We start from the raw sequence: 18,730 nt of genomic DNA, 5'->3' as shown, positions 1-18,730 counted from the left end.
GCGGATCAGCTACCTTTCCACCAAACGTTTGTTAGGTACCCTTGGGGAGGAAGGTAGCAGCCGATGGAGCTGGACGGGAGGGTCGTGCTCGTCACCGGCGGAACCCGCGGCGTCGGCGCGGGCATCACCCGCGCCTTTCTGCGGGCCGGCGCCCACGTCGCCGTCTGCGCCCGCAGACCCCCCGACACGCCGGTCCAAGCGGCGGGCCGCACCGCCGCGTTCCACCCCGTCGACCTGCGGGAACCCACCGCCGTACAGGAACTCCTCAGCACTCTCGCCGAGCGGTACGGACGGCTCGACGTCCTCGTCAACAACGCGGGCGGCACGCCGTACCGCCTGCTGGGCGAGAGCGACGCCGAACGCCACGCACGGGTGGTCGAGCTGAACCTCACCGCCCCGCTCACCGTCACCCTGGCCGCCCACCCCCTGCTCCGGGCCGCCCGGGGCACCGTCGTCATGATCGGCAGCGTCAGCGGCACCCGCCCCTCCCCGGGCACGGCCGCCTACGGCGCCGCCAAGGCGGGCCTGGAGAACCTCGCCCGCTCGATGGCCGTCGAATGGGCCCCCGAGATCCGGGTCAACACCCTGGTCCTCGGCATGGTGGAGACCGAAATGTCCCACCTCCACTACGGCGACGAGGCCGGGATCGCCGCCGTCGGCCGGACCGTACCGCTGGGCCGCCTCGCCGCCCCCGACGAGATCGGCGAAGCCGCCGTCTTCCTCGCCTCCGGCCGGGCGGCCTACGTCTCCGGAGCCTCGCTCCTCGTGCACGGCGGCGGAGAACGGCCCGCCTTCCTCGACGCCGCGAACGTCAACGGCACCACCACCGCCCCGACCGCCGACAAGGAGAGCTGAGATGGGAATCTGTGAGGGTCGCGTCGTGATCGTGACGGGAGCGGGCCGCGGACTCGGCCGGGCCCACGCGCTCGCCTTCGCCGCCGAAGGCGCCCGGGTCGTCGTCAACGACCTCGGGGTCGGACTCGACGGCCGCCCCGGCCCCGAAAGCCCCGCCGCCGCGGTCGTCGAGGAGATCCGCGCGGCGGGCGGCCGGGCCGTCGCCCACGGCGGCGACATCGCCACCACCGAGGGCGCCGCCTCCCTCGTCACGACCGCCCTGGACGCGTACGGACGGCTCGACACCCTCGTCAGCAACGCCGGCTTCCTCCGCGACCGGATGCTCGTGAACCTCGACGAGGAGGACTGGGACGCGGTCATGCGGGTGCACGCCAAGGGCCACTTCCTGCCGCTGCGGCACGCCGCCGCGCACTGGCGGGCCGAGGCCAAGGCCGGGCGCGCGCCGGACGCCCGGATCGTCCACACCACCTCCGGCGCCGGCCTGCTCGGCAGCGTCGGACAGGGCAACTACGCGGCGGCCAAGGCCGCGATCATCGGCCTCACCCTCGTCGCCGCGGCGGAACTCGCCCGCTACGGCGTCCAGGTCAACGCGATCGCCCCGGCCGCCAGGACCCGGATGACCGAGCAGGTCTTCGGCGGCCTCGACGCCCTGCCCGAGGACGTGTCCCCCCTCGTGGTCTGGCTCGGCTCGGCCGCGTCGGCGGGAGTGACCGGGCGGGTCTTCGAGGCCGAGGGAGGCCGCCTCACCGTCATGGAGGGCTGGCGCCCGGGCCCGACGGCGGACAAGGGGACCCGCAGGAGCCCGGCGGAAGCGGGGGAGACGGCCCGCCGCCTCCTCGCGGAGGCGACGCCGCCCCACCCGGTGTACGGGGCGTGAGGCAGGGCCCTCCCGGGGCCCGGCGGCCGGGCCGCGTACCCCGCGCGGCCCGGACCACGCCGGTCCTCACGGGATCCCCACGTAGGCGGGCAAGGAGTTAACGTCCGGCGAATACAAGGGCGTTGGGGTTCCCCGGCCGGATCTACGCGCGTCAAAATCGCAGCCATGCGAATCCCCCCTCGATTCACCCTCGCCGGCGGTGTCGCCACCGCCCTCCTCTCCTCCCTCCTCCTCGGCGCCCCGGCCACCGCCGCCCCGGCCCCCGCCCCCACCGCCGTCGTGACCTCCGTCGCGACGAACGCGGCCGTCGGACACATCTGCTCCTCCGCCCTCCCCGGCGAGGCCCACACGACCCTGCGCCTGATCGACGCGGGCGGCCCGTTCCCGTACAGCCAGGACGGCTCCGTCTTCCAGAACCGGGAGCGGGTCCTGCCGGCCCACTCGCTCGGCTACTACCACGAGTACACGGTCAAGACCCCGGGCGTCCCCACCCGCGGCGCCCGCCGGATCGTGACCGGCGCCTCCGCGCAGGAGGACTACTACACCGCCGACCACTACGCGTCCTTCGACCTGATCGACCACGGCTGCTGAGCGGTCCGCGTCCCCTCAGGCGCGGCGCGGGGTGGTCCATTCCAGCCGGGTCCTGACCCGGGGATCGCGGACGTACTCCAGGGCGGCGAGCGCCGTCTCCCGCGCCGTGCCCTCCGGATCGCCGTCCGCGAGGGCCGACGCCAACGCGTCGACGGCGCGCGGGTCCTGACGGATCGCCAGCCCGCGCGCCGCCTCCGCCGCCGTCTCCGGATCGGCGTCGCCGAGCCGCTCCGCCAGCCCCTCCCGTACGAGCGGGGTGTCGTCGGGCAGCTCGGCCAGCGCCAGCGTCGCCCAGTCCCGCACCCGCGCGTCCCCGTCCCGGCTCAGCGCGAGCAGCACCCCGAGCGCCTCCGCGTGCCCGGCCGGCACGATCCCGGCCAGGGAACCGGCGACCGCCCGCCGCACCGCCGCGTCCGGATGGGCGGCCGCCGCGAGCAGGTCGGGCACGGCCGCCGGATCCGCACACTCCCCGAGCGCCGAAACCACCGACAACACCGGCTCCCGCGCGGCGGGCCCGGCTGCGGCCCGCCCGGACGCGGCCTCGCGCGTCGGGGCCGATGTCACCACTTCCGCCGCGAGCCGTCGCAGCACCGGTACCGCGCTCGGGGCGAAGCCGGGCAGCGCCCCGAGGACCCGTGCGCCGAGCGCCCGGCGCAGCGGATCGCGGTACGCGCACCACGCCGCCGCCGCCACGAACGTCTCCTCGTCGGCCCGGCCCGACAGTTCGGCCACCGCCGTCGTCCAGTCGTCCAGCTCCGGATCGCCGCAGCGCAGCGCCCGCGCCGCCAGCTCCTCGTGCGAGGTGCGGAGCCCCAGCGAGGACTCCAGGAGCGTGGCGATCGCCGCGTGCCCGGTCTGGCGCTCGTCGCCCCGCCCGGGGGCGCCGTCCTCCCGCAGCAGCTCGACGACGACGGTCACCCCGCCGTCCTCCCGGACCCGGCGGACCACCGCCTCGAAGGTCTGCCCGCCCTCGTTCCCGGCGACGAGACCGCGCCGCAGCTCGGCGGCGATGTCGGCGCCGATCCAGCGCCGCGCCTCCCGCAGCGCCGCCTCCCGGGCGTCCGCCCCGTGGTCGAGGAGCGCCCGGACGCAGCCGGTGGAGCCGCGGCGGGCGGCGGCGACGAGCGGCAGGACGCCGTCGGGGCCGCGCCGGTCGGGATCGGCGCCGTACTCCAGGAGCGCCCGCGCCGTGTCGGCGTGGCCGAGCCGGAGGGCCCAGGCGAGGGCCGTGAAGCCGAACGCCTCCTCCTGGTCGGCCTCCGCGCCCGCCGCGAGCAGGGCGCGCACCACCTCGGTGTGCCCGCCGACGGCCGCGCCGCACAGCGGAAGGTCGGCGCCGTCCTCGCCGCTGCCCCGCCCCGGATCGGCCCCGGCGGCGAGCAACACCCGTACGATTCCGGCCTCGTTGCCCACCGCCGCGCGGTACAGCGCGGTCTCCCCGTCCTCCACGTCCTCGGGGCCGGCCCCGTCGCGCAGGGCCCGTACGGCCCCGTCCTCGTCCCCGTCCCGGATGGCGTCGAACAGCGTGCTCATGCCCCGACCCTGACCCGCCGTCCGGCCCTGGCGCAAATCGTTTGCCGCCCGGCTCCCGGCGCGCCCCGGCCCGCTCGTACGCCTGTGCCAGAATCGGGCCGCATGACGCACGATCAGGATCAGGGCCACGGTGACGCGACGCTGAGCGTCGGCGACGGGGACGCCGCCCTCGCCAAGGCCCTGGAGCGGGGCCTCGACGCGTTCAACTTCGCCGCCACGAACACCACTCCCGAGGACCAGGGAGAGCTGTCCGTGAAGGCCGTCGACGCGCACGGCGAACTCATCGGCGGGCTCACCGGCTGGACCTGGAGCGGCCTCTTCGGCATCGACATGCTGTGGGTCCGCGAGGACAGCCGCGCGGACGGCTGGGGGAGCCGGCTGCTGCGCGCCGCCGAGGACGAGGCCCGGCGGCGCGGCTGCGACCGCGCCACCGTCTCCTCGTTCACCTTCCAGGCCCCGGACTTCTACCGCCGGCACGGGTACGTGGAGACCGGCCGGGTCCTCGGCATCCCGGGCGGCGCCGAGGACGTCCACTTCCACAAGAGCCTGCTCCAGGACCCGTCGGGGGAGACCCCCTAGCCCGCGCACTCCAGGACCGTCCGGCACACCCCGCACCGGGCCCGCAGCGTCCGGCCGGCCGGGACGCGGAGGCGCTGGCGGCAGACCGGGCAGGGGAACGAGACGCCGGTCGCGGGCGCTCCGCCCTCGAAGGCGTACGGGGCTCCGGCGGCCGCCCTGCCCCGGCGCCGTTCCCAGCCGTACCGGCGGCGCTCGGCCCAGCCCGCCCCGGCGAGCGGCGGCGCCGCCCGTTCCCGGCCGGCCTCGGCCCGGCCGCGTACCCACGCCTCGTACGCCACCGCGCTGGTGAACCAGGGGGAGGGGTCCTCGCCGAACACCTCGGCCCGTTTGGCGAGGACGTAGCCGAACTCCTCGGGGGTGAGGTAGCCGAGCTTCTGGCTCTCCACGCCGTCCTGCCGGAACGCGTCGAGCAGCAGCCAGCCCGCGCCCAGGTAGGTGGTGACGACGTCGGTGAGGATCTCGTTGTCGGCGGTGCCGGGGAAGCCGAGGCCCAGCCGGTGCAGCAGCACGTGGGTGATCTCGTGGGCGAGGGCCGCGCCGATGTCCCGGCGGCGGCTGCGGAAGCGGTCGTTGAGCTCCACGAAGTACTCCGGTCCGGCCGTCAGCTCCACCGCCGCCGCGTACTCCATCGGGCGGAAGCTGACGACCATGCGGGCCTCCGGCAGCCGCAGGTGCCGGACGAGGGCGCGGGCCACCCGCTGGGTGCCGAGGTGCAGGTCCTCGTCGTCGCCGAGGGCGACGTCGGCGGCCGGGACGCTGGCCGGATAGCGGTGCACGCCGTCCGGGGAGAGGCGCCGGTAGAGCGCGGTGAGCGAGGCACCGACCGTGTCGCGGTGCGGGAAGCCCCGGGCGACACGGTCGCCCTCCTGCTGGTTCGGCATGCCGGATTCCCCCTTGTCTCCACTGTACGGTTCCGTCGTTCGGGTTGGCCGAAAAGGCTTCCTTGTGGGGGCAGTTGAGCGCTGTCCATAATCCGGACATGACTTGACGGGCGCATGTCATCACCCGTCGAGGCAACCCCCCATGAAAGAAGGAAGTGACACGTGAGTCAGAACCGAATGGTCCGTGCGCTCCAGAAGCTGGCCGCGGCCGGCGCCGTCGTCCTCGCGGCCGTCAGCCTCCAGCCCACCACCGCCTCCGCCGCCCCGGCACCCGTCGTCGGCGGCACCCGCGCCGCCCAGGGCGAGTTCCCGTGGATGGTCCGGCTCTCCATGGGCTGCGGCGGCTCGCTGATCTCGCCGCAGGTCGTCCTCACCGCCGCCCACTGCGTCAGCGGCTCCGGCAACAACACCAGCATCACCGCCACCGCCGGTGTCGTCGACCTGCAGAGCAGCAGCGCCATCAAGGTCCGGTCCACCAAGGTCCTCCAGGCCCCCGGCTACAACGGCAAGGGCAAGGACTGGGCGCTGATCAAGCTCGCCAGCCCCATCACCTCGCTGCCCAACCTGAAGATCGCCGAGACCACCGCGTACAACAGCGGCACCTTCACGGTGGCCGGCTGGGGCGCCGCCCGTGAGGGCGGCGGCCAGCAGCGCTACCTGCTCAAGGCGAACGTGCCGTTCGTCTCCGACGCCTCCTGCCAGAGCTCGTACGGCAGCGACCTCGTCCCCGCCGAGGAGATCTGCGCCGGCTACAGCCAGGGCGGGGTCGACACCTGCCAGGGTGACTCCGGCGGCCCCATGTTCCGCAAGGACAACGCCGGAGCGTGGGTCCAGGTCGGCATCGTGAGCTGGGGCGAGGGCTGCGCCCGCGCCGGCTACCCGGGCGTCTACACGGAGGTCTCGACCTTCGCCGCCGCCATCAAGTCCGCGGCGGCCACCCTGTAACCCGCCGCACCCCGCACACCGGGGCCCCGGGGCGACCACCGCCCCGGGGCCCCCGGCGTACGCGCTCCAGGGCGCCGACCGCCCCGGAGCACCCGTACGGAGCCAGGACCCGTCCCGCGATCCGGCCCGTACGGAGCTCAGCTCAGCTCCACCGTCGGCGCCCCCGCCCCCTCCAGCTCCAGCACCCACACCTCGTTCGCGCCCTCCCGCAGCACCGGACCCGGTACGAACAGCGCGTCCTGCGGGCCCGCCGCCGGCCAGTAGCGGCCCAGGCAGAAACCGTTCAGCCACACGAAGCCCCGGGTCCCGCCCGGCAGCCGCAGCCACGCGTCACCCGCGCCCGCCACCTCGAAGGTCCCCCGGTGGAGCCCCGGACCGCCGGCGCCCGCGCCGAACGGCACCTTGTCCACCGCCGCCGCCTCGAACGCGTCCAGCCGCAGGCCCCGCGCCCGCACCCCGTGCAGATACTGCCGCTCGTGCCGGACGCCGCCCGTGATCCCCTTCGGCTCCGCCTGCCGCGGCCCGTAGTTGACCCGGCCGAGCGACTCCACCCACAGATCGACGACCGCGGGCCCCGCCACCGGCTCGGACAGCGACACGTCCTCCCCGTCCACCGTGTCGAGCACCCCCGCCAGGACCCCGTCGACGTACACCACCGCCCGGTCCCGCAACCCCGTCACACCCAGCGGGTACGGCTGCCGGGGACCCGGCACCGCCACCCGGTAGCGCACCAGGCCCCGGTCCACCCCCAGCTCCTCGAAGACCGGCGGCACCGGCGTCACCGACTCCTCGCCGCCCAGCACCTCCAGGACCGCCTCCAGCGGAGCCCACCCGTCGAGCCCGCCCGACACCGGGGCCGCCAGCCGCGCCGGAGGCTCCGGAACCTCCGGCAGCGGCCCCTCCGCGTACGCCGCCAGCACCTCACGGAAACGCCAGAACTTCTCCGTCGGCCGCCCCGCCTCGTCCACCGGCGCGTCGTAGTCGTACGAGGTCACCGTCGCCCGCAGCGGACCGTCGTGCAGCTCACCGGCCCGGTTCGCCCCCGCGAAGCCACCGAAGTTCGTGCCCCCGTGCGCCATGTAGACATTGACCGACGCCCCGCACTCCAGGATCTCCCGCAGCGCCTCCGCCGCGTCCGCCGCGTCCCGCACCGCGTGCTCCGTGCCCCAGTGGTCGAACCAGCCGCACCAGAACTCCATGCACATCAGCGGCCCCGACGGCTGATGCCGCCGCAGCGTCGCGAAGCCCTCCCGCGCCCCCGAACCGAAGTTCGCCGTCGCGAGCACCCCCGGCACCGAACCCCCCGTCAGCATGTGGTCCTCCGGCCCGTCCGAGGTGAACAGCGGCACGGCCACCCCACAGCCCCGCAACAGCTCCGCCAGCCACTCCAGATACGCCCGGTCGCTGCCGTAACTCCCGTACTCGTTCTCCACCTGGACCAGGACCACCGGCCCGCCCCGGTCGATCTGCCGCTCCACCACCTGCGGAAGCAACCGCCGGAACCAGGCCTCCACCGGCGCGAGGAACTCCGGGTCGAAGCTCCGCACCCGCCGCCCCAGCGGCCCCGTCAGCCAGTGCGGCAGCCCGCCGTTCTCCCACTCGGCGCAGATGTACGGCCCCGGGCGCACGATCGCCCACATCCCGGCCCGGGCCACCGCGTCCAGAAACCGGCCGAGCGCCGCCACGTCCGCGTACCGCCCCGGCTCCGGCTCGTGCAGATTCCACGGCACGTACGTCTCGACACAGTTCAGGCCCATCGCCCGCAGCATCCCGAGCCGGTGCTCCCACTGCTCCTCGCGCACCCGGAAGTAGTGCAGCGCCCCCGAGAGCAGCCGCACCGGCCGGCCGTCGAGCAGAAAGTCCTCGTCACCCACAGCGAACGTGCTCATGGCCTCACCCTCGCCCTCTGGCGGCGAACCGGTCCATGGACAAAGATCGTCGCAGTTTGGACGTTACGCGGGGGCCTGAACCCCAGGCCCCGGGGAGGGGCACCACCGCATGTACCACACCTGGATGCGCTACTTCACACCCAGCCCCGTCCACCACCGCCTCGGACTGGTCTGCCTCGGCGTAGGGCTCCAGCACGGCACCCTCCCCACCGTCGGCCCCCGCACCCTCGACCACCACGTGGCCGTCGTCGTCTCCGCCGGCAGCGGCTGGTACCTGGGCGCCGACGGCCGCCGCACCACCGTCACCGCCCCCGCCCTCCTCTGGCTGACCCCCGGCACCCCCCACCACTACGGCGCCGACCCCGGCACCGGCTGGGACGAGGCCTTCGTCGACTTCACCGGCCCCGCCACCACCACCTACACCGAGCTCGGCTACATCGAACCCGACCGGCCCGTCGTCCCCCTCTCCGACGCCGCCCCCGCCCGCGCCGCCATCGGCCGGATAGCCCGCGCCGCCCGCCCCGGCAACCCCCTCCTGGAGGTCGAGACCGGCGCCGCCGTCCATGAACTCCTCGTCGCCCTGCGCCGCGCCCGCGCCGACACCAACGCCGACGGCGACCCCGTCCTCGCCGCCCTCGCCCGCGACGCCTTCCAGCCGCTCTCCGTCGCCGAGCACGCCGCCCGGCACGGCATGACCGCCGCCGAACTGCGCACCGCCGTCCGCCGCGCCGCCGGCTGCAGCCCCAAGGACTACCTGCTCACCGTCCGCCTCGGCCGCGCCAAGGAGCTCCTCGCCGCCACCGAACTGCCCGTCGCCGCCGTCGCCCGCCGCGTCGGCTACGACGACCCGGCCTACTTCTCCCGGCTGTTCACCCGCCGGGTCGGCACCGCCCCCATCCGCTTCCGCGAACAGCAGGGACGGTCCGTGCACGGCGGCTGGAGCACCACCGTTCCGGATCCCGAACACCCGCCCACGATCCTCCCCAGATCGGTCTAAGCTCGTCGATCATGAGCGACTCCACCGACATCGACCCGACCGTCACCGCCGAGCTGACCCGGCTGCGCGAAAGCATCGACAACATCGACGCGGCGGTCGTGCACATGCTCGCCGAGCGCTTCAAGTGCACCCAGCAGGTCGGCGTCCTCAAGGCCCGGCACCAGCTGCCCCCCGCCGACCCCGCGCGCGAGTCCCGCCAGATCGCCCGGCTGCGGGAACTCGCGGAGAGCGCCAAACTGGACCCGGCCTTCGCGGAGAAACTCCTGAACTTCATCATCGCCGAGGTCATCCGCCACCACGAGACGATTGCGGACGGAGCACGCTGATGGCCCGCGTCACGGTCTTCACCCTCGGAGGGACCATCTCCGCACGCGGCGGCGACGCGGCCCGCATGAGCGGACAGGAGGTCCTCGCCGAACTCGGCGGCGACCACGACATCGTCCTCAACGACTTCCGCCGCGTCCCCAGCTCCACCCTCACCCACGCGGACCTCGCCGCGCTCGCCGCCGAGATCCGCGCCACCGTCGCGGCCGGCTCCGGCGTCGTCGTCGTCCAGGGCACCGACACCCTGGAGGAGACCGCCTTCCTCCTCGACCTGCTCTGCACCACCGAGCAGCCGATCGCCGTCACCGGCGCCATGCGCCGCCCCGACCTCCCCGGCGCCGACGGCCCCGCCAACCTGGCCGCCGCGCTCGCCGTCGCCGCCGACCCGGCCTGCCGCGACCTCGGCGTCCTCGTCGTCCTCGCCGACGAGATCCACGCCGCACGGCTCGCCCGCAAGAGCCACACCACCTCGGTCGCCACCTTCACCTCGCCCGGCGCGGGGCCGCTCGGCACCGTCGTCGAGGGCGAACCCCGCATCCTGTTCCGCCCCGCCGTCCCGGCCGCCGCCTGCCCCCTCAAGCTCGACCCCGAGGTACGGGTCGCCCTGGTGACCCTCTCCCTCGGCGACCGCGGCGAACTCCTCGACGCCGTCGACGACCGCTTCCAGGGCCTCGTCGTCGCCGCCTTCGGCGCCGGCCACGCCCCCGGCTGGCTCGTCGAGCCGCTCGCCGAGATCGCCCGCCGCATCCCGGTCGTCCTTGCCTCCCGCACCGGCGGCGGAGCGACCCTCACCGACACCTACCGCAGCCCCGGCTCCGAATACGACCTGCTGCACCACGGACTGATCCCCGCCGGCCCCCTCGACCCCGCCAAGGCCCGGATCCTGCTCCACACGCTGCTCTCCAGCGGCGCGGCCGGCCCGGCCGGCTACGACCGCCCCCGGATCACCGCCGCCTTCACCCACCTGAACGGCTCAGGACTCGCCTGAGAACCACCGGGGACGTCCAGGCCCCCACCACCCCTGCCCGGCGCGAAGCGCATCGGGCAGCATAGGGCCATGTCCGTACTGACGCGCGACGAAGCGCAGACCCGTGCCCAGCTCCTCGACGTCCAGCACTACAGCGTGGACCTCGACCTCACCACCGGCGACGAGACCTTCGAGTCCACCACCCTCGTCAGGTTCACCGCCCGCACCGCCGGGGACACCTTCGTCGAGCTCAAGCCCGAGACCCTGCACGCGGCCCTCCTGGACGACGAGCCCCTCGACGTCACCACCCTGGAGGGGAACCGCCTGCCGCTGAGCGTCAGCGCGGGCGAGCACGTCCTGCGGATCAGCACGACCATGCGGTACTCCCGCACCGGCGAAGGCATGCACCGCTTCACCGACCCCAGCGACGGCGAGTCGTACGTCTACACCCAGCTCTTCATGGAGGACGTCCAGCGCGTCTTCGCCGCCTTCGACCAGCCCGACCTCAAGGCCGTCTTCGAGCTGACCGTCACCGCCCCCGAGGGCTGGACCGTCCTCGCCAACGGCATCACCGAACGGCAGCCCGACGGCCGGTGGAAGGCCGCCGCCACCCCGCCGCTCTCCACCTACTTCGTCTGCGTCGCCGCCGGCCCCTGGCACTCCGTCCACACCGAACACGCCGGGCTCCCCTTCGGCATCCACTGCCGCCGCTCCCTCGCCCCCCACCTCGACGCCGACGCCGACGAGATCCTCGCCGTCACCAAGGCCTGCTTCGACCGCTTCCACGAGAAGTTCGAGGAGCCGTACCCCTTCGACTCCTACGACCAGGCCTTCGTCCCCGAGTTCAACGCGGGCGCCATGGAGAACCCCGGCCTCGTCACCTTCCGCGACGAGTTCGTCTTCCGCTCCGCCGTCACCGTCACCGAGCGGCAGACCCGCGCCATGATCATCGCCCACGAGATGGCCCACATGTGGTTCGGCGACCTCGTCACCCTGCGCTGGTGGGACGACATCTGGCTGAACGAGTCCTTCGCCGAGTACATGGGCTACCAGACCGTCAACGAGGCCTGCTCCGACCTCTTCCCCGACACCTGGGTCGACTTCGGCGTCACCCGCAAGGCCTGGGGGTACGAGGCCGACCAGCGGCCCTCCACCCACCCCGTCGCCCCCGACCCGGACTCCGTCCCCGACACCGCCTCCGCCCTCCTCAACTTCGACGGCATCTCCTACGCCAAGGGCGCCTCCGCTCTCCGCCAGCTCGTCACCTGGCTCGGCGAGAAGGACTTCCTCGCCGGCATCAACATCCACTTCAAGCGCCACAAGTTCGGCAACGCCACCCTCGCCGACTTCATCGACAACCTCGCCGCCGCCACCGACCGCGACGTCCACGCCTGGGCCGAACAGTGGCTGCGGACCACCGGCGTCGACACCCTGACACCCGCCCTCACCGGCGGCGGCCTGCACTGGCAGCTCACCGTCGACCGCGACGGCAGCCGCCCCCACCGCGTCGCCGTCGGCCTCTACGACCGCGACCCCTCCGGCGACCTCGTCCTGCGCGAACGCCGCGAACTCGACGTACCCCAGACCGCACCCGCCGACCTCACCGGCCCGCGCCCCGCCCTCGTCGTCGTCAACGACGACGACCTCACCTACGCCAAACTCCGCTTCGACGACACCTCCGCGGAGTCCGCCGTGCGCGGCCTCTCCCGCATCCCCGACGCGCTGACCCGCGCCGTCATCTGGAACGCGCTCCGCGACATGGTCCGCGACGGCGACCTCGCCCCCGCCGACTACCTGGAGATCGCCCACGCCCACCTCGTCGACGAGACCGAACTCGCCCTCGTCCAGGGCGTCCTCGGCTTCGCCCGCACCCAGATCGCCGACCGGTACGTCACCGACGAAGCCCGCCCCGCCGCCCTCGCCACGATCTGCGAGATCGCCCGCGCCCTGCTGCGCCGCACCGAGGACGGCGAGGCACCGGGGCTGCGCCTCACCGCCGTCCGCGCGTTCATCGACAGCGCCACCACCCCCGACAAGATCGCGTCCTGGCTCGACGAGGGCACCGTCCACGGCGGCCCCGAACTCGACCCGGAGCTGCGCTGGCGCATCCTGGCCCGCCTCGCCGTCCTCGGCGCCACCGACGAGCCGACGATCGCCGCCGAACGGGAACGCGACCCGAGCGCCACGGGCCAGGAAGGCGCCGCCCGCTGCCGGGCCGCCCTCCCCACGGCGGAGGCGAAGGCCGCGGCCTGGTCGGCCCTCTTCGACACCGACGACCTCTCCAACTACCTCTTCACCGCCACGGCCCAGGGCTTCTGGCAGCCGGAGCAGGCCGAACTCGTACGGGAGTACGTCCCCCGCTTCTACCCCGCGGCCATCGCCCTGGGCGCCCGCCGCGGCGCCGCCATGGCCGAGGCGGCCGGCCGCCACGCCTTCCCCTCGTACGCGATCGACCCCGAGTCCCTCGCCCTCGGCGAGCACCACCTCACCTCCGACCCCATGGTCCCGGCCCTCCACCGCAAACTCGTCGACCAGCTCGACGACCTCCGCCGAGCCCTGAAGGCACGCACCTCGTAACCCCGGCGTTCCTGGCAGTCCCGGCGGCCCGGGCAGTTCCGGAAGTCCCGGCCGTCCGGGCAGTGCCGGAAGTCCCGGCCGTCCGGGCAGTGCCGGAAGTCCCGGCCGTCCGGGCAGTCCCGGCAGCCCGGGCAGTCCCGGCAGTCCCGCAGGCCTGAAGACGGCGCCCTGAACCCAGGGCGCCGTCCCCCTTTCGGGTCACACCCGCCGACTCCCCGGACATACCCCGACAACCCCCGGCACTCTGTCGTCCATGCGTGCCGAACCCCCACCCCTCGCCGCCGACACCACCGCCCTGAGCCGCCTCCTCGGCACCACCCTGGACGCCCTGCGCGACGGCGCGGCGGACCGCGGCGGCCCCCTCCCCGCCGGCGGCCCCGACACCGTGACCCGGCACCTCCGACAGACCCTCGGAGACCCCCTCCCCGACACCGGCACGGGCCCCGACCACGCCCTCACCACCCTCGTCCGCGCCCTCGCGGCCGGCGCCGCCGACCCCGCCCACCCCCTCTGCGCCGCCCACCTCCACACCCCGCCCCTCGCCCTCGCCGCCGCCGCGGACCTCGCTGCCTCCGCACTCAACCCCTCCATGGACTCCTGGGACCAGGCCCCCGCCGCCTCCGCCCTGGAAACCCTCGTCACCGCCGCCCTCGCCGCCGAGGTCTACCCCCACCCGACACCCCGCCCCGACGCCCTCGTCACCACCGGCGGAACCGAGTCCAACCAACTCGCCCTGCTCCTGGCCAGGGAACGCCACGGAACCGTCCACACCGTCGTCGGAGCCAACGCCCACCACTCCTTCCGACGCGCCGCCTGGCTCCTCGGCCTCCCCGAGCCCGTCGTCGTCCCCACCCCCCGCGGCACCCTCGACCCCGCCGCCCTCCAGGACGTACTCGCCACCCTCACCGGCCCGGTCCTCGTCGCCGCCACCGCGGGAACCACCGACGAGGGCCTCATCGACCCCCTCCCGGACATCGCCGACCGCTGCGACGCCGCGGACGCCGTCGAACTCCACGTCGACGCCGCCTACGGAGGCCCCCTCCTCTTCAGCCGCACCCACCGCGGCCTCCTCGACGGCCTGACCCGCGCCCGCACCGTCACCCTCGACCTGCACAAACTCGGCTGGCAGCCGGCCGCCGCCGGACTCCTCGCCGTACGCGACGGACACGACCTGACCGCCCTCGGACACACCGCCGCCTACCTGAACGCCGACGACGACACCGAAGCCGGCCTCCCCGACCTCCTCGGCCGCTCCCTGCGCACCACCCGCCGCCCCGACGTCCTCAAAACGGCCGTCACCCTCCGCGCACTCGGCCGCACCGGCCTCGGCGCACTCGTCGACGCCTGCATGGACCGCGCCCAGGACCTCGCCGACCTCGTCGAGAAGGCACCGGGACTCGACCTGCGGGCCCGCCCCACCCTCACCACCGTCCTGTTCCGGCCGAACGGCCCCGGCGTCACCGACGCGACCGTCGCCGACATCCGCCGCACCCTCCTCACCGAGGGCCGCGCCGTCCTCGGCCGGGCCGAGGCCGACGGCCGCCTCTGGCTCAAGGCCACCCTGCTCAACCCCCACGCCACCCCCGGCGACCTGGCCCAGCTCATCACCCTCGTGGAAGGCGACCCGCACCGATGACCGGCAGCACCCCCCAGCACGAACCCGACCAGCCCCACGACCTCGTGGGCGTCGGCATCGGCCCGTTCAACCTCTCACTGGCCGCCCTCGCCCACGGCATCCCCGGCGGCCTCGCCGCCACCTTCTACGAACAGAAACCGGCCTTCCACTGGCACCCCGGGCTCCTCATCGAAGGCGCCAGCCTCCAGGTGCCCTTCCTCGCCGACCTGGTCACCCTCGCCGACCCCGCGAGCCCCTGGACCTTCCTCAACTACCTCAAGAGCCGAGAACGCCTCTTCCCCTTCTACTTCGCCGAGAAGTTCCACATCCAGCGTGCCGAGTACGACGCCTACTGCCGCTGGGTCAGCGAACGACTGCCGGGACTGCACTTCGGCCACCAGGTCGACTCGGTCCGCTGGAACCCCGAACGACGCCTCTTCGAGGTCGACTTCACCCAGATCGACCCCGCCGGCGAGGCCGAGGCACTGGGCCGCGCCTACACCCGGAACGTCGTCCTCGGCGTCGGCACCGAACCCTACGTCCCCGAACCGCTCAAACCCCTCGCCGACGCCCCCGGCGTCCCCGTCTTCCACTCCGCCGACTACCTCACCCACCGCGAGACGCTGCTCGCCGCCGGACACGTCACCGTCATCGGATCAGGACAGTCCGGCGCCGAGGTCTTCCTCGACCTCCTGCGCGCCCGCCCCGCCGGCGCCGAACAGATCCACTGGCTGGCCAGGACCGAAGCCTTCGCCCCCATGGAGTACTCCAAGCTCGGACTCGAGCACTTCACCCCCGACTACACCCGCTACTTCCACGCCCTGCCCGAACCCGTACGCGGCGAACTCACGCCCCGCCAATGGCAGCTGCACAAGGGCATCGACGCCGACACCATCGCCGCCATCCACGACGAGCTGTACCGCCGCACCCTGCACGGCGGCTGGCCCGACGCCGTCCTCACCCCCGGCGTCCGGGTCCGCACCGCCGGCCGCGTCGCCACCACCCAGGTCGAACTGCACCTGGAACACGTCCAGCAAGGCACCCGCTCCCGGCTCACCACCGACGCCGTCGTCCTCGCCACCGGCTACCGGGAACGCCCGGTGGACCGCATGCTCGCCGGCCTCGACCCGTACCTGCGCCACGACTCGGCCGGCCGGGCCAGGATCGACGAACACTACCGACTCGTCCTCGACCCCTCCGTGACCGGCGCCGTCCACGTCCAGAACGCCGAGAAGCACACCCACGGCGTCGGCGCCCCCGACCTCGGCCTGGCCGCCTGGCGCAGCGCGACCATCCTCAACTCCATCACCGGCAAGGAGCCCTACCCGCTGCCCCGCCGGACCGCCTTCACCCGCTTCGGCCTGGAGACACGAGAGGCGCCGAGCATCCCGGCCCAGGGCCAGAAGCTGACGCCTCTCGTACAGAGCTGAGTCCCGGGCCGCGCCTAGAACACCGGCACACCGTCCCGGGTCAGCTTCCAGTCCACCGTCGCGAACTGGCCCGGGTCGACCGTCCCCTTCGCCTTCACCCACTGGATGATGGTGTTGCGGATCTCGTCCGAGTTCGCCCACAGCTGCTGGGCGTTCGCCACGTGCGGGAACGCGCCGCCGCCACTGGCCCGGTAGTTGTTGACCGCCAGGACGAACTTCGCCGCCGGGTCGAGCGGCCTGCCCTCGAACGCCAGGTTCACGATCCGGGAACCGGCCGGCTTGGCGATGTCGATCTCGTACGTCAGACCGGACACGGCGTCGTAGTTGTAGTCCGGGATGCCGTCCGCGTTGGTCAGCTTCGCGGTGTCGACCGGAGCGCCCGCCGGCGTCCGGACGTAGTACCGCGCCGAGAACTCCAGGTAGTCCTTGAGCTGGGCGCCGGTCAGCAGACGGGCCTCAAGGGTGTTCTCGAAGGGGTACAGACCGGCGGCGTCCTTGATGGAGACCTGGCCGGCCGGGATGCGGGCCGTACGGGAGAAACAGGAGGCCTGCGAGAGGACCGGCAGCGCCGCGTACGCGCCGCCCGCCAGGGCCGCCTTCACGGTCTCGGCCTGGACGACGTTGATCAGGTCGATGATCGGCTCGTCCTTCCACGGCGCGTCGGCCGTGGTCATGGCGGCGGTGGACGTGCCGATGATCTGGTTGACGTACGCGACGACCTTCTTGTGCTCGTCGGCGAGCAGCCCGGTGATCTCCGGGTCCTCCGCCACCGTGCTCGAGTTGAGGACCTGCGCGGCGACCTTCTCGACGGTCCAGCGGCCCTTCTCCCACACCAGGTCGAAGTCGAAGAGCGTCAGCCGCTGACCCCACTTCAGCGGCTCCGACAGGACGACGTCCTTGCCCGTCTCCTTGTTCTTCACCCGGTACTCCGGGATCTCGGTGTGGGCGTGCCCGACGAGGATGGCGTCGATGCCCGGCACCTGCTCGGCGACCAGCCCCGCGGCGTTCTCGATGTGGGGGAGCTGGTCACCGTACGAGGAGGTGCCGCTGGAACCGGAGTGCGCCGAGACGACCACCACGTCCGCACCCATCGACCGCAGCCTCGGCACCCACTTCGCCGCCTGCTCCTCAAGGCCCGGGAACACCATCTTGCCGCTGACGTTCGCCTTGTCCCAGATGGCGATACCGGGGTTGGTCAGACCGAGGACCGCGACCTTGACGTCCTTGCCGTGCGGGGTACGCAGCCGGTGCATGCTGTACGGCGCGAAGGCCGGGCGCAGGGTCTTGGCGTCCAGCGCGTTGGCCCCGAGCAGCGGGAAGTCGCACTGCTCCTCGAACTTGCGCAGCACCGGGATGCCGTAGTTGAACTCGTGGTTGCCGAGCGCGGCGGCGTCGTAGCCGATGGCGTTCATGGCCTGCGCCATCGGGTGGACGGGCCCGCGGCGCGCGGTGATCGGGTCGACCTTGGCGTAGTAGTACGACAGCTGGGTGCCCTGGATGGTGTCACCGGCGTCGATGAGGAGCGTGTTGCGGCGCCCCTTCGCCGCGCGGACCTGATCGACCAGCGTGGAGATCTTGGCGAGGCCGACGTCGTTGTGGGCCTTGTCGTCGAACTCCTTGTCCGTGAAGTAGTCCCAGTTGAAGACATTGCCGTGCAGGTCGGTCGTACCCATCACGGTGAAGGAGTACCGCTTCTGCGGACGCGGGCGGCCGTGGCCGCCGTGGGCCTCGGCGGGAACGGCGGCGGCTCCGACGATGGCCACTCCGGCCCCGGCGGCGGCCGAGCGCTCCAGGAACGTCCTGCGGTTCAGCGGCATGTGTTTCTCCCCTTTTGCTCTGTGGCGAGGGCGCCGACCGTGGCGCACAACGCGCGTAGATTCTGGCCCAGCGCAGACCGTGGGCAACAGCCCTTTCGGGTTACGGAGTGGGAAAGTGTTCGGTGGACGAACGCTGCCGAACACGGAGGAGCCAGGACGTGACCCAGGAACACCCCACCCCCCAGGCACCCCAGGTGACCGTCCGCGGCGAGGGCCGCCTCGAAATCGACCCCGAACTCGCCCGGATCTGGATCACCGTCTCCGCCCGCGGAGCCGACCGGCCCACCACCCTCGCGGACCTGACCCGCCGCAACGCCCAGGTACTCGACCTCGTCAAAGCCCAGGGCACCGCCGTCGAGAAGCTGGAGACCGGCAGCCTCTCGATCTCCCCCGAACTGACCCGCAAAGGACGCGGCGAGCGGATCCACGCCTTCCACGGACGCGTCCGCGTCACCGCCGAACTGACCGACTTCACCCTGCTCGGCGAGCTCGTCACCCGCCTCGCCGACCTGGAACTGACGAGCGTCGACGGACCCTGGTGGTCCCTGCGCCCGGCCTCCCCGGCCTACGCCGAGGCACGCCGGCTCGCCGTCACCGAAGCCGTACAACGGGCCCGCGCCTACGCCGAGGCCCTCGGCACCTCCCTGGCCTCACTCCTCGAACTCTCGGACGCGGGCGTCACCGACCCCCTCATGCCGAGGCGGGCCGCGTTCGGCTCGGCGGCCGTCGCGTACTCCGCGGAAGGCGCCGGAGAAGCCCCGCCCCTCGACCTCGAACCACAGCGCCAGACGGTGACCGCCGAGGTCGTCGCCCGCTTCACGATGAACCCGCCCAGCCTCTGAGACGGAGTGCG

General features: G+C 73.5%; 16 protein-coding genes. 12 read left to right on the top strand and 4 right to left on the bottom strand.

The window, feature by feature from the left end:
- Positions 1-63 precede the first annotated feature (63 nt).
- The 3 genes from DEJ43_RS08210 to DEJ43_RS08200 all read left to right on the top strand — a co-directional run bounded on the left by DEJ43_RS08210 (position 64) and on the right by DEJ43_RS08200 (position 2,323).
- On the top strand, positions 64-855 hold the full coding sequence (locus tag DEJ43_RS08210; RefSeq protein ID WP_015032861.1) for an SDR family oxidoreductase: 792 nt from the start codon (positions 64-66) through the stop codon (positions 853-855).
- A gap of 1 nt (position 856) precedes the next feature.
- A complete protein-coding gene (locus DEJ43_RS08205; protein ID WP_015032860.1) occupies positions 857-1,732 on the top strand; it encodes an SDR family oxidoreductase in 876 nt (291 codons plus the stop codon).
- Between the two features lie 165 nt (positions 1,733-1,897).
- Positions 1,898-2,323 (top strand): guanyl-specific ribonuclease, encoded by a 426-nt coding sequence (locus DEJ43_RS08200; RefSeq protein ID WP_015032859.1) that lies wholly within the window; start codon positions 1,898-1,900, stop codon positions 2,321-2,323.
- Positions 2,324-2,338: 15 nt separating this feature from the next.
- On the opposite strand, the gene DEJ43_RS08195 is transcribed toward DEJ43_RS08200, so the two are convergent.
- Positions 2,339-3,856, bottom strand: a complete 1,518-nt coding sequence (locus DEJ43_RS08195) for an ankyrin repeat domain-containing protein (RefSeq protein WP_041662246.1) — start codon at positions 3,854-3,856, stop codon at positions 2,339-2,341.
- A gap of 102 nt (positions 3,857-3,958) precedes the next feature.
- Between DEJ43_RS08195 and DEJ43_RS08190 the strand changes: the two genes are divergently transcribed.
- The gene (locus tag DEJ43_RS08190) at positions 3,959-4,435 is read left to right on the top strand and encodes a GNAT family N-acetyltransferase (RefSeq protein ID WP_015032857.1); all 477 of its coding nucleotides are present in this window, start codon (positions 3,959-3,961) and stop codon (positions 4,433-4,435) included.
- Here the strand turns inward: DEJ43_RS08190 and DEJ43_RS08185 are convergent.
- Positions 4,432-5,316, bottom strand: coding sequence for a hypothetical protein (locus DEJ43_RS08185; protein ID WP_015032856.1), 885 nt, complete (start codon positions 5,314-5,316; stop codon positions 4,432-4,434). The genes DEJ43_RS08190 and DEJ43_RS08185 overlap by 4 nt on opposite strands.
- 177 nt (positions 5,317-5,493) lie before the next feature.
- On the opposite strand from DEJ43_RS08185, the gene DEJ43_RS08180 reads away from it, so the two are divergent.
- On the top strand, positions 5,494-6,261 hold the full coding sequence (locus DEJ43_RS08180) for a S1 family peptidase (protein ID WP_071891233.1): 768 nt from the start codon (positions 5,494-5,496) through the stop codon (positions 6,259-6,261).
- A gap of 137 nt (positions 6,262-6,398) precedes the next feature.
- Here DEJ43_RS08180 and DEJ43_RS08175 read toward each other — a convergent pair whose 3' ends face one another.
- Positions 6,399-8,150 carry a glycoside hydrolase family 35 protein gene (locus DEJ43_RS08175; RefSeq protein ID WP_071891228.1) on the bottom strand — a complete coding sequence of 584 codons (1,752 nt, stop codon included), beginning with the start codon at positions 8,148-8,150 and terminating at the stop codon, positions 6,399-6,401.
- Positions 8,151-8,259: 109 nt separating this feature from the next.
- Here DEJ43_RS08175 and DEJ43_RS08170 point away from each other — a divergent pair, with 109 nt between their 5' ends.
- The 6 genes from DEJ43_RS08170 (at position 8,260) to DEJ43_RS08145 (ending at position 16,060) form a co-directional block, all read left to right on the top strand.
- Positions 8,260-9,147: a helix-turn-helix transcriptional regulator gene (locus tag DEJ43_RS08170; RefSeq protein WP_015032853.1), complete on the top strand. Its 888-nt coding sequence runs from the start codon at positions 8,260-8,262 to the stop codon at positions 9,145-9,147.
- A gap of 11 nt (positions 9,148-9,158) precedes the next feature.
- Entirely contained in the window at positions 9,159-9,473 is a 315-nt protein-coding gene (locus DEJ43_RS08165) for a chorismate mutase (protein ID WP_015032852.1), read from the top strand.
- A complete protein-coding gene (locus DEJ43_RS08160) occupies positions 9,473-10,459 on the top strand; it encodes an asparaginase (RefSeq protein WP_015032851.1) in 987 nt (328 codons plus the stop codon). The genes DEJ43_RS08165 and DEJ43_RS08160 overlap by 1 nt, the downstream gene beginning before the upstream one ends.
- A 69-nt stretch (positions 10,460-10,528) precedes the next feature.
- Complete coding sequence (gene pepN / locus DEJ43_RS08155) at positions 10,529-13,015, top strand: aminopeptidase N (RefSeq protein WP_015032850.1); 2,487 nt, start codon at positions 10,529-10,531, stop codon at positions 13,013-13,015.
- Between the two features lie 253 nt (positions 13,016-13,268).
- Positions 13,269-14,651 carry a pyridoxal phosphate-dependent decarboxylase family protein gene (locus tag DEJ43_RS08150; RefSeq protein WP_015032849.1) on the top strand — a complete coding sequence of 461 codons (1,383 nt, stop codon included), beginning with the start codon at positions 13,269-13,271 and terminating at the stop codon, positions 14,649-14,651.
- The gene (locus DEJ43_RS08145) at positions 14,648-16,060 is read left to right on the top strand and encodes a lysine N(6)-hydroxylase/L-ornithine N(5)-oxygenase family protein (protein WP_015032848.1); all 1,413 of its coding nucleotides are present in this window, start codon (positions 14,648-14,650) and stop codon (positions 16,058-16,060) included. The genes DEJ43_RS08150 and DEJ43_RS08145 overlap by 4 nt, the downstream gene beginning before the upstream one ends.
- Before the next feature lie 14 nt (positions 16,061-16,074).
- Here the strand turns inward: DEJ43_RS08145 and DEJ43_RS08140 are convergent, their stop codons facing one another.
- Entirely contained in the window at positions 16,075-17,877 is a 1,803-nt protein-coding gene (locus DEJ43_RS08140) for a bifunctional metallophosphatase/5'-nucleotidase (protein ID WP_015032847.1), read from the bottom strand.
- Between the two features lie 158 nt (positions 17,878-18,035).
- Between DEJ43_RS08140 and DEJ43_RS08135 the strand changes: the two genes are divergently transcribed.
- Complete coding sequence (locus tag DEJ43_RS08135; protein WP_041662244.1) at positions 18,036-18,719, top strand: SIMPL domain-containing protein; 684 nt, start codon at positions 18,036-18,038, stop codon at positions 18,717-18,719.
- The last annotated feature ends 11 nt before the right edge of the window (positions 18,720-18,730 follow it).

The organism is Streptomyces venezuelae ATCC 10712, assembly GCF_008639165.1.
GTDB lineage: Bacteria > Actinomycetota > Actinomycetes > Streptomycetales > Streptomycetaceae > Streptomyces > Streptomyces venezuelae.
Note: the sequence above shows the minus strand (reverse complement) of the source record. Positions and strands in the feature narration are given on the sequence as shown.